This is a genomic window from Legionella sp. W10-070, from assembly GCF_900640175.1.
GTDB lineage: Bacteria > Pseudomonadota > Gammaproteobacteria > Legionellales > Legionellaceae > Tatlockia.
Genome location: NZ_CAAAJC010000011.1, coordinates 50915 through 65717, shown reverse-complemented (window position 1 = coordinate 65717; position 14803 = coordinate 50915). Strand labels below are relative to the sequence as shown.

The window sequence follows — 14803 nt, the reverse complement described above, 5'->3', positions numbered from 1 at the left end:
GATGGATGTGAAAAAATAACCTGTCCCAGGCTCCCTGTCAGTTTTTCAGGCGAGCCTGCTCAAAAACGAATCGAACAATCGATTTTAATGTAGTAATTTAACACCAACGATCTTAAAATTAACCACTGCTTTCTGTAGCTGGTGATTAAAATGACAAAAAAAATCATCCATCAAGATTCTTTTCTCATTAGCGGTATCATGTGTTTTCAGGGTTGTGGTACTTCTATCCAAAGCCTACTTGATAATTGCGTCAATGACTGTATTAAAGAAAGTTTGCTGCCAAAAGACGCTCGCTTAATCATGGATGCTGAACCAAATGGCTTAGGCATTCATCGCCTCTTTCTCACCATCGAAGGCGAGGAAGACAATTTTGTGCCACCAAAAGATTGGCATACGATTATTTCAGCCAGGTTTAAAGAAAACATTGGCTTTGAAATCGTCAATGAACAGGAAGATAAAAATTTCCCATCAAATAAAAGCAACTGGATAAATATTTTAATTAACCTGATGGCAATAACCGCCATCTTTATCTTGTCTTTTGTATTCCCACCTTCGCTTTTTTTAACCATCGGCTTAACGCTAATCTCTTTTTTAAGCACTGCCTTCACAGCCCGTGAGCATCTGGTCAATTTTTTCCGTAATTTAGGCAATAAAAATCTGGCCAATATGAGTACGACTATTACGCTTGGCTGGCTTTTATCTCTAGCCCATACGATCTTTCACGTTATCGCCATGCCTTTGACAGGTGGCTTTTCCATGATCTTTATGAGTTTTATTATGCCTGTCATGCTGATAACTTTTATCAACGGCATGGATGAGGTTAAGCGTCTGATTTTGAGCAAAGCAAGAAGGCTGCAGTTACATGGGATAAAAAACCTTTTTCCACAAATGTCTGAAAAATACCTTTGTTACCCGTTATCTGTAGAACAACTCGCGCTCTTGTCACAAAAAATGTCACCCTTTACTCAGCCTGGCGATGAGATGCTGTCCTCTGAGTTAAATGCCTCTGATAATAGTATTTCTGAAGATTTCCAATTTATTGAGAATTTATTAAGCGATACAGAACTAACAGAGCAACCGAAAAATGGGCTGAAGGAAGGGACATTAATCCAGATTAAGCGAGGAGAGTGCTTTCCGGTTGATTGTATCCTTATCAAGGGAAATACAGTGATCGATGCCTCTTTATTAACTGGAGAATCACAGCAAAATAAACGACTTGGGCAGAATATTCCTGCAGGAGCTATTAACCTGGGTGAGACTATCATCGTTTATGCCACCAAAAACTGCTATAACAGCACAGTTAACAGTTTATTGTTCCGCTCTAACCGCGCGAGGGGAACCGCAGTTGCGGAAGCAAAATCAAAATTTATTTATCTTTATACTGCCCTGATTATCATTGGCCTTGCTGCAGCTGTTGTTGCCCCGGCAGTGTTGGGGATAATTACCCTGCCTTTATTAATACAAAATGTCATTGGCATCTTGTTTTCAATTTGCCCTTGTACCATTGCTATAGCACATCAATTACCCAATTTAATCAGCATCCACCATCGTAATAACAAGGGTATTCAGTTGCGTGATGAAAGCCTAATCAGACGAACTGATGAGATGCACACCATTGTATTTGACAAGACAGGCACACTTACCACAGGCCAATCGATTGTCGAATCATCTGACATTTCTTTTGCCTCTCCTTTATGGCAAAGGATTTACTTACTGGAAAAAGCGCATGGTGCAGAGCATCCTTTAGCGAAAGCTATTATGAATTGCTATGAACGAAATTTGAGTCCGAACATCATGCTCAATGAGATAAACCATTGCAAAATTGACCCGCAACACCGCGGACTGTCCGCAATGGTGCAGGGAAAACTGATTCATATTGGAAATGCAGACTATCTACAGAATGCAGATATAAAAATGCCTGCCCCCGACAAATCAAAAATAGCGCAGGGATTTTCACCTGTTTATGTTGCAGAAGACAATATATATCAAGGAGCTATCTATATTAAACATGAACCAAGAAAAGGGATCCTGGAAGCACTATCCCGCTTGAAGAAAGAAGGGAAAAAACTCATTATGTTGACTGGCGATAACAAAATATCTGCCCAGGGTTTTAACAATCAACATGGATCTATCTTTGCAGAAGAAGATATTCATGCAGGGCAAACGCCAATGGATAAGGAGAATTTTTTAAGCCAGCTAATGACTGGTTCAGATAGGGTTGCCGGTGGCATCTGGTTTGTAGGCGATGGTTTAAACGATGCACCTTGCTGCCGTATTGTCACTGACAAAGGGGGGGTTAGCTGTGCAATGAATGCCAATGATAAATCGGCTTTTTTTACAGATATTTGTTTGAATGGCTCATTGGATTATCTGTTTCATCATAATAAATTAAATCGCTTTCTTCGACAAAATATCTTTCAAAATCAATGGATTTTAGCTTATAGCAGCCTTGCTTTTTTAGCGTTTATCCTTGGTTTTTCAATAGCCGGGATTGCCGTTTCACCTATTATCCCTATGGCTATCATGTTATCTGCTACCCTCTTTATTTTATTCAACGCTTATCGTAATCAGCTTTCTGTTGATGATGCTCTGGATAAGGCTGCTTCATGGCCTAAAAAAGCGTTATCTTCCAACTTGTCCACTGGCCTATTGCTGGGGGCAAGTGCTTTGTTGATTTGCGCGATCTTGATTGCAACTATCACAACAGGAGGCTTAACCTTGCCTCTTGTGTTTACAGCTGGTGCGCTAACAGCATTTGCCAGTGGCTGCACCTTGGGTGCTGCTGGCTTGTTCAGTGCCTTTGCTCTGCTGGCAACCTCTTATGCCCTCAGTGAAAATCTAACCACTCATCAGGACAATGTGGAAATCGAGCAGACGCCGTTCCACGGCCAGCAATCTGACCAGCCGACAATTACCAGCGAAAAAGGCAATCATACTTTTAGTATTAGCAGGCTTCATAGAAAAACGAATCCCCTCCCTCTCAGCAATGAAAGTGAAATTCCGTCAGCAATACTTAATTAGGTAGGTAGGTCTCTACTACTTCCAGCAGTCTTCTAGTGGCCTTAAATTGGCCGTTAAACCATTTGCCGGCATCTGCACGCATTTTTACAGCGTGATGATCAAGGTAATGGTGATAGGAATCCTCATCCTGCAAATAGTATGCGACTGTGATTTTCCTGATTCCTTCCTCTATATCATGATTAAATAATAAATCAGCCTTTACAAAACCCTCATACTTGAGTATCTCTTGGATATGCGGTCCTAGCCAGGCGAGATAGTCATCAAAAATAGCCGAATTAATTTCCAAATTAACCTCATAGATTAACATGCAGTGGCCTCTTCAGAGCTGCCATATACCACGCGCCATACTATCCAGCCAGCAAGAATCAGGGTGGACAAAATCCCTAAGATAATCCCATAGTGGCGCCATCCTGAACCGACTAATGTCAGTGCATCCGGCGAATGCAAAATAGAGAACGGAATTGCCAATATTACATCAATCAGCGCAGAACCAGCCACCAGTCCACAGGCGACCAAAACACCTTTTTGGCGACGTTGACGCCTTTCCTGCATCTTTATCTTTCTCTTTGCCAGCTGCCATTGTACAGCCATAGAAATCATTCCCCCTAAAAAGAGAGGAACTGACGAAGCAAGCGGCAAGTACATCCCTATCGCAACACCCAATATTGAAATTTTGATATAACGTTCCAGTTTCAATAAAAAATTAACTGCAATAATCAAGAATATAATTCCTGCCCCTATCAGCATCATGACCCATGGTAAGGTGTTACGAAACACAGCTTCAGTAATGGCTGCCATAAGCGCTGCGGTAGGTGCCGGTAAAGACTGGCTGGCATCCATTCCCGCATGAGGCATGACGCCCGCAATACCGTAGACCTCAAACAAAATTTGCATCACCGGAGGGATTACCAAAGCAGAAACCACTACCCCTAATAAAAGCATAATCTGTTGCTTCCATGGCGTTGCACCGACCAACTGACCAACTTTTAAATCCTGGGTATTATCATTGGCAATCGCCGCTATCCCAGTGACTACCGAGCCGATAATAATCGTAATCGCTTCTGCCGCTCTGATTTGAGCCTGAGAAAATGGCAAGGGCAGAATTTGATTGATAACGATGAGCAGGAGCCAGGCAGCGAACAGCATGCCAGCAATAACAATGGAGCTTCCCGGACTTGCAGTAACCCCAACCATCCCGGAAAAATACCCGGTTATCACCGAGAATAAAAAGCCGACAATCAACACATAAAGGACAGCGCCAAATACAAACGTTGGACTGAAATCCCCCCCCAGACCGACCTCATCCAAAGGAAATACAAACTGAAAAAAAAGAAATAATATTGCTGCGACAATAAAAATGCCAATGAGGATAAAGGGCATTGGTATATCTTTATCAGTGCGAAGCAGGGCGGTTTCAGGATGGTTTTTGGTGATAAATGCCCGGAATGAAACACGTATGCTTCTTATCAGCGGTTTTATTAACTTTAAAAATGTCCAGGTTCCGGCAAAGAGCATAGCCCCGATACCTAAATACCGCATCTCGGTATTCCAAAGAAAAATGGCCGCTTGATCAGCGGAATACTGCCCCGTAAATTGAGTATAAAATTGACTGAGAACAGGCATGGCAATGAGCCATGAAATGACGGCGCCCAGGAAAATACTAAATGCCATGGCATGCCCCACCAGGTAACCGGCACCAATCATAGTTGCTGAAAAACCAGCCCCAAAACCAAATAACGAGCGCTTGGCAACAAACCAGTAACTCCAACTGTTAGCAATAATCTTAAATCCGGTTTGTAGCAGCTCAAGCACCCCGCCGACAAGTCCGCCTAAAAAAATGTCACGAACACCTGTCTTCCCGCTGGACGATTTTAATACCTCCGCGATTGCACGTCCTTCAGGAAATTTTAATACAGGCTCATTGACTAAAACCCGCCTTAATGGAATAGAAAACAAAACACCCAGAATACCCCCAGTTGCTGCGATAAAAAAATTGGTGATGTAATCAAAACCGTTCCAGTAATGAATGACAATTAGCGCCGGAATAGTATAAACAATGCCTCCTGCCACTGCCTCGCCAGCTGATGCGGCAGTTTGCACCGCATTATTCTCAAGAATGGTGGCATCCTTAAACAACCGCAAAATACCCATAGAAATAATGGCAGCAGGAATGGAGGCGGAAGTCAGGATCCCCAACTTTAATGCCAGGTAAGCGTTAGAGAGTGCCAGCATCACCGTCAGGATGATGGCAAGCACCACGCTGCGGAATGTTAATTCTGCAATTTTTTTATCCGCTGTAATAAACGGAACCAACTTACTCATTAATTACCCCATACAACTTTAGCCACCTCCGGACGCAACCAGTTTCCAAGTTCCGAGCGCGAAATTTTTACAGTTTGAGGCCCATAAACATAGGCCGCCACTTGATAAGTATCGAAAACAATCGCCAAACCATCAGCAGTGAAATACCAATTCTGATAATTCTCCTGCGTGGGTTTTGTTCCGCTTATAACCCAGTCATTATCGGAGATTTTTTTCTTTAAGACAGCAGCACGGCCAAGCGCAGCTATTTTAGTCAGATAACCGCTATCTGGCTTGAATAGTTGAGCCAACGTCATTTCCTTGCCTTGAATAAAATTTAAGGATTGAACTGTATTATTGGGATGGGCAGCACCGCTGGTATACGTTGAAATCATAAATAGCAAACTGGTTGCATTCCTGTTTTGGAACTTGATTTTATAATCCACATACAAGCTGCTCTTTCCCTCATCTGCCAACGAATCGCTTGAGTCTGTATTCGTATCCGCTTTTTGCAGGTTATCAATCAATTTCTTTACCGCAATATCGATCGTTTTATCAGCAAATCCTTGAGGATATTTAAGCTGCAAATCAAAGTTAGCGGTTTCTTTCCTTATAACCACAGTCTCAAGAGAGCCTGCCCATGCGCTATTTATGAGAAAACAAAAAGATAAAACAACACCCCAAACCAATTTATGCATTATCACTCCTAAACGCTCAACTACTTAACCAGTTACCCGCAATCATCGTAGTATGCTCTAGCGGGTAGCCGAAATGGTAACAAAGCTCTGCGCTATCTTTTAAAGACCAGCGTATTAAATCAGCAGACAAACCTGCTGCTATTGCTCCTGTCTGATGGGAAATACCCAGAGCCTTGGCTGCCTGATGAGTTACCCCGGCTAACGCTTCAGCAACAGTAAGCCCAAAAAGCTGACAAGCCATGTTTAACATCAGCATTAATGATGTCGTTGGCGATGAACCAGGATTGGAATCTGTCGCGATTGCCATACCCACACCCTCTTTGCGGAGAAGCCCCACCGGCGGCTTTACTTTTTCACGCAAAAAATAGCAAGCACCCGGAAGTAAGACAGCAACCGTACCGGCACGCGACATCGCCTTTGCCCCTTCAGCATTTAAAAACTCAAGATGATCGCAGGATAAAGCACCCATGTCTGCAGCCAGCTTTGTTGCACCAAGATTAGACAATTGCTCCGCATGGCATTTAATAGCTAAAGATAATGCCTTGGCTTTAATAAAAATCTGCTCCGTCTGCAACAAGTTAAATCCGATTGATTCACAAAAAACGTCTACCGCGTCTGCAAGGCCTGCTTCAGCGATAGCAGGCATCATTTCTTCACATAAAAAATCCACATAAGCCTGTGCCTTATTTTGATATTCTGGCGGTATCGCATGGGCTCCTAAAAAGGTAGTTTTAACCCGCATGCCGGTAAGCACACCCAACTGTCTTGCCACCTTTAATAATTTCATTTCATTTTTAAAATCCAGCCCATACCCCGATTTAATTTCAACCGTTGTTACCCCCTCCGTGCGCATAGCCAGGATTCTCGGCAAAGATTGCTCCAGTAATTCCTCTTCAGAAGCTTCCCGGGTCTTTTGCACTGTCGATAAGATACCGCCACCTGAGCGGGCAATTTCAGTATAAGTTTTCCCTTCCAACCGTTGTTGAAACTCATCCGCCCGGTTACCGGCGTAAACCAAATGAGTATGGCAATCAATAAGCCCGGGAGTTATCAATTGATCAGTACAATCATGGATGGCAATAACCCGCTGCTCATAATCGTGAGGCAAATCATCCATAGGACCACACCAGACAATCTGGCCATGTGCAATAGCAATAGCCTGCCTTTCCAGCTGCCTGCCTTGGGCATTGATAGTCGTGGCGTTTAACAATAATCGCTCACAGTTCTCCATTCTTACTCCCATTCAGGAACACGGTGTGGAGAAGCAAGCCAGTAGTGATGATGGCTTTTGTCATAGATATCCCACTCCTGCGATATAAATTGTTCCTTGTGGCTATCAACTAATAGCCAGGATAAAAAAAGAGCGACCGTTTCCGGGGAAAGCAGGCGTTTTTCATTTTTTAAATCAATAAAAAAGCGGCGTTTTTCTTCTTCCATAAATGATGCCTGTCGAATCAGGGATTGCATATCGGTGTCAATAATACCGGGCATCACACTGGCGAATGCCGTATCCTTGCTTTCCTGTTGCCAGCATCGGGTTAACATCGCCAGCGCAGCCTTTGAAACACAATAGGCAGCCCAACCTGTAACAGGAAAATAAGCAGCACCCGAACCTATGTGCAACACTCGGCCTCGCCGCAGCTTGTCAATCAGGCGTTGAGTTAAAAATAAAGGCGCATCAAGGTTGGTGGCCAAAGCCTGTCGCCAGGGGGCCTCTTTAATTTGGGTAACAGGGACTATAGGCTCTATTGTGCCGGCATTATGAACCAGCCCATCGATAACAGCGACTTGCCCTAAGTGCATGGCAACTGCATTTCGCCCCTCATCACTGGCTATATCGGCCTTAAGGACGCTTATCAGGGGGGAAAATTCAGCAGTTTGCATAAGCGCATCTTCACGTCGGCCAATAATTAAAACGTGTTTCTCGCGTCTGGCCAGAGCCTGAGCCAATGCCCTTCCTATTCCACTTCCACCGCCAGTAATAACAAACACCGTTCGCTCCTTAAAGAGGTAATCAAAATAACTGTTCTATATTCCAGGTTTTCAAAATCAAGTGAATCAACCCTGTTCAGGAGCTGATTAATGCGCCGATAATAGCAGACATTTAAACGAATTGGCATGAATTTACTAATATTTCCTGATTGTTTGGAAATCGCACCTTCAGTTACATTATTCTGCTTGTAGAGTTATAGTATTAGGCTAAGGAGACTCCCATGTTAGCTACTATTTTAAACTATGAAGTGACCAATTCCTCTCTGTGGCAAGGACGAAAGGATAGTCTTCCCCGTGAACGGTTTTTTCAACGTGTGGATTGTGTGGATATTCGTTCGCAATCACTGACGCCATCGCAGGACAATATTATTCTGGCAGGTTTTTGTTGTGATGAGGGAATAAAACGTAACGAAGGCCGTCCCGGGGCAAAGACGGGTCCCTCGGCGCTTCGCGAACAACTGGCAAAGCTTCCCTGCCACTCCAATAAACAACTCACTGATATCGGCAATATTATCTGTCAGGATCAACAACTGGAAACCGCACAGGAACAATTTGCAAAACTTGTCAATTACCTTCATCAGCAAGGGCATAAAACATTAGCCTTTGGTGGCGGGCATGAAATCGCATGGGGCCATTTTTCCGGATTGATTTCATCCTATCCTAAATTGGGTATCATTAATTTTGATGCCCATTTTGATCTACGTCCCATGAAAGGAGGGCATGATGCCACCTCGGGCACACCGTTTCGCCAAATGGCAAAATTTTGTCTTGAAAATCAACTGACCTTTGATTATTGCTGCTTAGGCATCCAGGCTATTGGCAATACAGCGAGCTTATTTGCCACCGCTTCAGAACTTAATGTCCGTTACCTTACGGCAGAACAGATCCACATGGAGAGCCTGGCCTGGCAAATTGCCTTTCTTGATAATTTCTTATTAAATCATGAAAATATTTACTTAACGATTTGTCTTGATGTCTTTGCAGAATGCTTTGCACCGGGCGTTAGCGCTCCGCAAATATTAGGTTTAACCCCTTGGCAAGCGCTTCCCCTGTTGAAATACATCTTACAAACTGGCAAAGTTGTAAGTATTGATATAGCTGAGCTCTCACCGTCTCTTGATCAGGAGCAAAAAACTGCCCGTCTGGCTGCCAGCCTGGTGGCAGAGCTATTGGATTACTACTAATGCAAGGAGTGTTACCGATGAAAAGATCCATGCTGTGCGCAGGATTAATGGCTGTTTTATGTACAACTGCATCCGCGGAAAATAATAACATTGCAGTAAATATCAACACAGCAACCCGCCTGGCATCCAACCAGGCACCGGCATCACCAGTCACACCTAATCCAGATGGCCCCCAATTGCCCTCGCCTCAAGGCTCGGAAATGCCAACACCCGTATCAGGGGCATCTTCACAACCATCAGAAGCTCAAGACCCTGCCAGTGTTCAAGGAAACACCTCTCAAGCGGTTACCCCTCCTCCACAAGACAGTGCTCTCCCTGCAACGCCTGATACAACCGCCCCCCAGACACCGGCGGCAATTCAACAACCTGCCCCCCCTCAACCCATTGACTGTAACTATCGCATTCCAGCAGAAACCGCCCAAATTGAACAGGGACTGGTGATGAAATGGGCTGAAAAGGCAGCAACACAATCCTTTGACTTCGATCATAATAACATTGATACCCAATTATCTGCCCTTAAGACTTGTTACACAGAGCAAGGATGGCAGGGTTTCTATGATGCGCTGCAAAAATCCGGTAATCTTAATGCCATTAAATCGCAACACTTGATGGTAAGCAGCATGGTCAGCGGTCAAGGACAAGTGACAGAAGCAAAAGACAATCAATGGAAAGTGACGCTTCCCTTGCAGGTTGTTTATCAAAATAATAACGAAAAACTGACCCAGACCTTGACGGTAAATCTGGTTATTGGGCGTAAAGTTTCCGGCGACCTGGGTATTATGCAAATGATAGCAATTCCGCATCATATACCTCAAACAACAGTACCAGCACCCGCAACAGTAACACAACCTGCTCCACAACCTTAGTCGGTCAAGATGCAGCTCTGTCTTCAGAGCTGCATCTTACTCTAAAAAGTGAATATTATGCGCCACTCAATTGCCCTTATACTCAGTCTAACAAGCATTAACCTGCATGCGAATGTACTACAGTATTTCGCTGGCATCAGCTACAGCAATCCTGCTGAACTTTTTAAAGTAAAAAAAAATGAGTTAATCATAGGCGGTACCAGCTTCTATGTCGATGCCCGATTTCAAGGCAGTGTACTGAATTTAAATTCATTGCAATATGATAGTGGTGTCAGCTATTCACGCAGGGCAAGCTTATTGCCCTATGGACGGATTGCCACTCGCGCCAATGACAAATTGGTTCTGGCCGTGGATGTCACCCAGCCTTTTCATTCCAATCTAAGGTGGGGCGCACATACCTTTACTCGTTATGCGGCAACGGAAACCTTAATGACTGATGTCGATATAAGCCCACGTTTTTCCTATGCTATTACTCCCCGTTTAATCTTAGGAGCCGGACTGAATTTAAACTTTCTTAAAGATAATCAGACGAACTGGGCTTTACCAATCAACCAGACTGACTACGCTACCTTAATCAACCGTACATCCAGTTTTGGTATGGGTTATAATGCCGGTCTTTATTTCATGGCAAACGCTAACAATTTTCTGGGTGTAAGCTACTATTCAGCAATCAAACAAAAAACGCGCGGAGCAAGTCTTTTTGATGGAGATGTTAACAATGCATTAAGTTTTAACTTTCGCATGCCTGCAACAACCACACTCAATTATGTCCATCTTTTTAATCCCAACTGGTTGATAAGCTTGCAATTATTTTGTACAGAATGGAATGCAAATCAATTTGCAAGAATTCGTAATACAGCAGCACGCCCACCGATTAATCCAGATTTTACCTTTACTATGAAATACAATCCCTCCTGGGCTTATTCTGCAGCGCTTCGCCACCAACAGACTGAGAATCTTGGCTTCACCCTGGTTGGTATGCTGGATAACGGTCCGGAGCGCGATCGTCTTCGTACTATTAACTTTCCTTCTGATACCCAATATTTTCTTGGTTTGGCAGCTGATTACCGCATTCATAAAACAGCAACGCTGGAGCTTTTATATGCCCATGTCTTTTCCAAAACATTGATAGGAAACTCCTTATCCATGAATGGCCAACAATTGCCATTTACAACAGGCAGGGTAAGAATTAATGCAGACGTCCTTGATCTCAGACTGAAGATACAGGCTTAAAATGATTAAAGCCGTCTTTTCATTCCAAGATCAGGATAATAAGGAAGTGAGACCCTCAGGTTTACTAGCTTACTTTTTCTTCATCCGTGTAAGGCAGTACAGTAACCTGGGTTCCCAGGGTAAGAAACTCCTCGTTTAGCCATTTCGCAGCGCTGGGGAATACGCGCACACAACCGTGGCTTGAGTTGGCATAAGGAACTTCATAAGCTGCATGGATTGTATAGCCCTGGAAAAAATAGGTACAGTAGGGCATTTTGGCTCCACCCGTTGTCTCAACCGGGTATTCTCCGGAACGACACTCAGGACCTCTTTTATTATATACGCGGAAGGTCCCTGTTACCGTCCGGCAAGGTTGGCCTGCATCTTCACAAAAATCTTTTCCTCCTGAAGCGCCGCCGGTCATCAGCCGATTACCTTCGGCATCATAAGCAGCCCAGGCATAGGCTTTAGGATCAAAGATAAACTGTTTCTTTCCCGTTGCAGGCGCTTTTACAGGAAAATAATCCCGGCCACGTTTATCGACTGTATAATGAATAGTACGATGGACAAAACCCGCATCGTCCGTGACATAACAGGATTCATCACAATATTGCATGCACCCGGAAAGTCCAAGACCCAATATGCCAATCCCCAACAACTTCTTCATGGTGAAAAATTCTCTCTATTTGATTGCTGTCTATTTTTTAAAAAATATAGTTAATCAATTGCTTAGACGACGGTATTTAATACGTGAGGGTTTATCAGCTTCATCACCCAGCCTTCTTTTTCTATCCGCTTCATAATCACTATAATTGCCCTCTATGAAAACCACTTGCGAATCACCCTCAAAGGCCATTAAGTGAGTACATATCCGATCGAGGAACCAGCGATCGTGAGAAATTACAATCGCACAACCAGGAAAATTTAATATAGCTTCTTCCAATGCACGCAAGGTTTCTACATCAAGATCATTACTCGGCTCATCAAGCAAGATTACATTAGCACCACGTTTTAAAAGCTTGGCCAAATGAACACGGTTGCGCTCGCCTCCCGAAAGCTGCGACATCTTTTTCTGCTGATCAGCGCCTTTGAAATTAAAACGTCCTACATAAGCCCTGGAAGGCATCTGGAACGAGCCAACCTGCATAATATCATGCCCATCTGAAATTTCTTCCCAAACTGTTTTGTTGCCGTCTAAATCATCCCGCATTTGATCCACATAGGCCAAATCAACTGTTTCACCGATTTTGATTTCTCCGCTATCTGGACTTTCCTGACCTGTTATCATTTTCAAAAAGGTGGATTTTCCAGCACCGTTAGGACCAATGATGCCAAGAATACCGCCTTTAGGTAATTGAAAACTTAAATTGTCTATTAACAGACGATCAGCAAACGATTTAGAGATATTTCTTCCTTCAATAACCAAATCACCTAAACGGTTGCCTGGTGGTATATACAATTCATTTGTTTCGTTACGTTTCTGGAATTCTTTGGAATTCATTTCTTCAAAACGAGCAAGCCTTGCCTTATTTTTAGCATGTCGGCCTTTAGGTGAAGTACGGACCCACTCTAATTCTGCCTTAATGGCACGCTGATGAGCAGCTTGCTGTCTGTCTTCCATTGCTAAACGTGCTTCTTTTTGCTCAAGCCAGGAAGTATAGTTACCCTTGTAAGGAATTCCTTCACCGCGATCCAACTCAAGGATCCACTCTGCAGCATTATCAAGAAAATAGCGATCATGGGTAATAGCCACCACCGTTCCTGAAAATTCTTCCAAATAACGCTCAAGCCAGGCCACACTCTCAGCATCAAGATGGTTTGTCGGTTCATCCAGCAATAACATATCGGGATTGGACAACAACAAACGGCATAATGCCACCCGGCGGCGCTCCCCTCCTGAAAGCTGACTAATCCTGGCATCCCAATCTGGCAGCCGCAGTGCGCTTGCGGCAACATCAAGCTTGCGATCCAACTCCCAGCCGCCACAGGCTTCGATATCATTTTGCAACTCGCCTTGTTTGACTAATAAGGCATTCATCTCCTCATCGCTCATAGGTTCTGCAAAACGCATACTGATTTCATCGAATGCAGCCAGCTTACTCTTAATTTCAAAGACCCCTTCTTCAACTATTTCACGGACAGTCTTGTTTAAATCAAGTTCCGGCTCTTGGGCAAGGTATCCTATTTTTATGCCTGTCTGCGGCCTGGCTTCGCCTTCATACTGATTATCAACACCAGCCATGATACGTAATAGAGTAGATTTACCTGAGCCATTGAGGCCTAAAACACCAATTTTCGCTCCAGGAAAAAAACTTAAAGAAATGTCTTTTAAAATAAAGCGTTGATTATCAACTACTTTACTGACGCGGTTCATGGTAAAAATATACTGTGATGACATGCAATGCCTCCGTCACAAACAGGCGCAGAAATTAAATCAAACCGCCTGTTTTCTCAAGGTTAATATGCTAAAAAATTGGATTTTTACGCCTGATTTAAGACCAGTCAAGTATTACCTTGCCTGACTGTCCTGATGCCATAATCTGGAAAGCATGCTGATACTCTGCAACAGGGAAATGATGGGTAATTACTGGTTCTAAATTTAAACCACTCTGTAACATGGCAATCATTTTATACCAGGTTTCAAACATTTCACGACCATAAATTCCCTTAACGACAAGCCCTTTAAAAATGACCTGATTCCAATCAATAGGAGTTTCCTGAGGAGGAATACCAAGCATGGCAATGTGTCCGCCGTGATTCATTGCTTTTACCATGTCATTCAATGCCATAGGATTTCCAGACATTTCCAAACCAACATCAAATCCCTCAGTCATCCCTAATTCGGTCATCACTTCCTTGATCGGTTGATACTTGACATTTATTGCTTTTGTAGCACCCATCTTGCGAGCAAGTTCCAGGCGGTGATCATTGACATCAGTAATAACCACATGACGTGCCCCAATGTGACGTACAATAGCAACAGCCATAATCCCGATAGGGCCTGCGCCGGTAATTAAAACATCCTCACCCACTACATCAAATGCCAGAGCACAGTGGGTAGCATTTCCCAATGGATCAAGAATCGATGCCTGATCAGCAGTAATATTGTCAGGCAAGACAAGAACATTGGTTGCTGGTAAGGCCAGATACTCTGCGAAACAACCCGGGCGGTTAACGCCTACACCCTGTGTATTTCGACAGAGATGGCGCTTGCCTGCACGGCAATTTCGGCACATTCCGCAGGTAATGTGTCCCTCACCAGAAACACGCTGACCTACCTGCAGTCCTTTAACCTCGCGTCCCACCTCAACGATTTCACCATAAAACTCATGTCCTACAGTCATAGGTACCGGAATAGTAGCCTGAGCCCAATCATCCCAGGAATAAATATGGATATCTGTTCCACAAATAGCAGTTTTCTTAATTTTAATAAGAACGTCATTGACCCCATACTCAGGCACTGGAACATCTTCCATCCAAATTCCAGGCTCACGTTTGGCTTTAACTAACGACTTCATGCATATCCCCT

At 43.7% G+C, this 14803-nt stretch carries 12 protein-coding genes; 4 read left to right on the top strand and 8 right to left on the bottom strand.

Translation table 11 applies throughout. The annotated features are described in order from the left end of the window. The first annotated feature begins 150 nt into the window (after positions 1 to 150). Entirely contained in the window at positions 151 to 3021 is a 2871-nt protein-coding gene (locus E1O65_RS06485; protein ID WP_133132786.1) for an HAD-IC family P-type ATPase, read from the top strand. Here the strand turns inward: E1O65_RS06485 and E1O65_RS06480 are convergent. Genes E1O65_RS06480 through E1O65_RS06460 form a run of 5 tightly spaced genes read right to left on the bottom strand, consistent with a single transcriptional unit; the run spans position 3014 to position 8012 of the window. Then, entirely contained in the window at positions 3014 to 3328 is a 315-nt protein-coding gene (locus E1O65_RS06480) for a DUF4286 family protein (protein ID WP_133132785.1), read from the bottom strand. The two genes, E1O65_RS06485 and E1O65_RS06480, sit on opposite strands and share 8 nt — an antisense overlap. Continuing rightward, positions 3322 to 5343, bottom strand: coding sequence for an oligopeptide transporter, OPT family (locus E1O65_RS06475; protein ID WP_133132784.1), 2022 nt, complete (start codon positions 5341 to 5343; stop codon positions 3322 to 3324). The genes E1O65_RS06480 and E1O65_RS06475 overlap by 7 nt, the downstream gene beginning before the upstream one ends. Beyond that, entirely contained in the window at positions 5343 to 6020 is a 678-nt protein-coding gene (locus E1O65_RS06470) for a DUF3298 and DUF4163 domain-containing protein (protein WP_133132783.1), read from the bottom strand. The genes E1O65_RS06475 and E1O65_RS06470 overlap by 1 nt, the downstream gene beginning before the upstream one ends. Positions 6021 to 6036: 16 nt before the next feature. After that, entirely contained in the window at positions 6037 to 7251 is a 1215-nt protein-coding gene (hutI, locus tag E1O65_RS06465) for an imidazolonepropionase (protein ID WP_133132782.1), read from the bottom strand. A 2-nt stretch (positions 7252 to 7253) separates the two neighbouring features. Next, a complete protein-coding gene (locus tag E1O65_RS06460) occupies positions 7254 to 8012 on the bottom strand; it encodes an SDR family NAD(P)-dependent oxidoreductase (RefSeq protein WP_133132781.1) in 759 nt (252 codons plus the stop codon). Positions 8013 to 8233: 221 nt separating this feature from the next. Between E1O65_RS06460 and hutG the strand changes: the two genes are divergently transcribed. From hutG to E1O65_RS06445, 3 genes are read left to right on the top strand one after another with little or no spacing between them, the layout of a single operon-like run. Next, positions 8234 to 9196 carry a formimidoylglutamase gene (hutG, locus tag E1O65_RS06455; RefSeq protein ID WP_133132780.1) on the top strand — a complete coding sequence of 321 codons (963 nt, stop codon included), beginning with the start codon at positions 8234 to 8236 and terminating at the stop codon, positions 9194 to 9196. A gap of 17 nt (positions 9197 to 9213) precedes the next feature. Continuing rightward, positions 9214 to 10062 (top strand): DotI/IcmL/TraM family protein, encoded by an 849-nt coding sequence (locus E1O65_RS06450; RefSeq protein WP_242601548.1) that lies wholly within the window; start codon positions 9214 to 9216, stop codon positions 10060 to 10062. 57 nt (positions 10063 to 10119) lie between these two features. After that, positions 10120 to 11295, top strand: coding sequence for an outer membrane protein transport protein (locus tag E1O65_RS06445; protein WP_133132779.1), 1176 nt, complete (start codon positions 10120 to 10122; stop codon positions 11293 to 11295). 64 nt (positions 11296 to 11359) lie between these two features. Here the strand turns inward: E1O65_RS06445 and E1O65_RS06440 are convergent, their stop codons facing one another. The 3 genes from E1O65_RS06440 to tdh all read right to left on the bottom strand — a co-directional run bounded on the left by E1O65_RS06440 (position 11360) and on the right by tdh (position 14792). Further along, positions 11360 to 11941, bottom strand: a complete 582-nt coding sequence (locus tag E1O65_RS06440; RefSeq protein WP_133132778.1) for a L,D-transpeptidase — start codon at positions 11939 to 11941, stop codon at positions 11360 to 11362. Positions 11942 to 11995: 54 nt separating this feature from the next. Continuing rightward, on the bottom strand, positions 11996 to 13672 hold the full coding sequence (gene ettA / locus E1O65_RS06435; RefSeq protein WP_133132777.1) for an energy-dependent translational throttle protein EttA: 1677 nt from the start codon (positions 13670 to 13672) through the stop codon (positions 11996 to 11998). Positions 13673 to 13766: 94 nt separating this feature from the next. After that, positions 13767 to 14792: an L-threonine 3-dehydrogenase gene (gene tdh / locus E1O65_RS06430; protein WP_165474917.1), complete on the bottom strand. Its 1026-nt coding sequence runs from the start codon at positions 14790 to 14792 to the stop codon at positions 13767 to 13769. Positions 14793 to 14803 lie beyond the last annotated feature (11 nt).

Excerpts from the sequence above, each read along its gene's own strand:
- hutG (WP_133132780.1), top strand. The coding sequence starts at position 8,234 with ATGTTAGCTACTATTTTAAACTATGAAGTGACCAATTCCTCTCTGTGG.
- hutI (WP_133132782.1), bottom strand. The coding sequence starts at position 7,251 with ATGGAGAACTGTGAGCGATTATTGTTAAACGCCACGACTATCAATGCC.
- E1O65_RS06440 (WP_133132778.1), bottom strand. The coding sequence starts at position 11,941 with ATGAAGAAGTTGTTGGGGATTGGCATATTGGGTCTTGGACTTTCCGGG.
- tdh (WP_165474917.1), bottom strand. The coding sequence starts at position 14,792 with ATGAAGTCGTTAGTTAAAGCCAAACGTGAGCCTGGAATTTGGATGGAA.
- E1O65_RS06480 (WP_133132785.1), bottom strand. The coding sequence starts at position 3,328 with ATGTTAATCTATGAGGTTAATTTGGAAATTAATTCGGCTATTTTTGAT.
- ettA (WP_133132777.1), bottom strand. The coding sequence starts at position 13,672 with ATGTCATCACAGTATATTTTTACCATGAACCGCGTCAGTAAAGTAGTT.
- E1O65_RS06475 (WP_133132784.1), bottom strand. The coding sequence starts at position 5,343 with ATGAGTAAGTTGGTTCCGTTTATTACAGCGGATAAAAAAATTGCAGAA.
- E1O65_RS06450 (WP_242601548.1), top strand. The coding sequence starts at position 9,214 with ATGAAAAGATCCATGCTGTGCGCAGGATTAATGGCTGTTTTATGTACA.
- E1O65_RS06485 (WP_133132786.1), top strand. The coding sequence starts at position 151 with ATGACAAAAAAAATCATCCATCAAGATTCTTTTCTCATTAGCGGTATC.
- E1O65_RS06470 (WP_133132783.1), bottom strand. The coding sequence starts at position 6,020 with ATGCATAAATTGGTTTGGGGTGTTGTTTTATCTTTTTGTTTTCTCATA.
- E1O65_RS06445 (WP_133132779.1), top strand. The coding sequence starts at position 10,120 with ATGCGCCACTCAATTGCCCTTATACTCAGTCTAACAAGCATTAACCTG.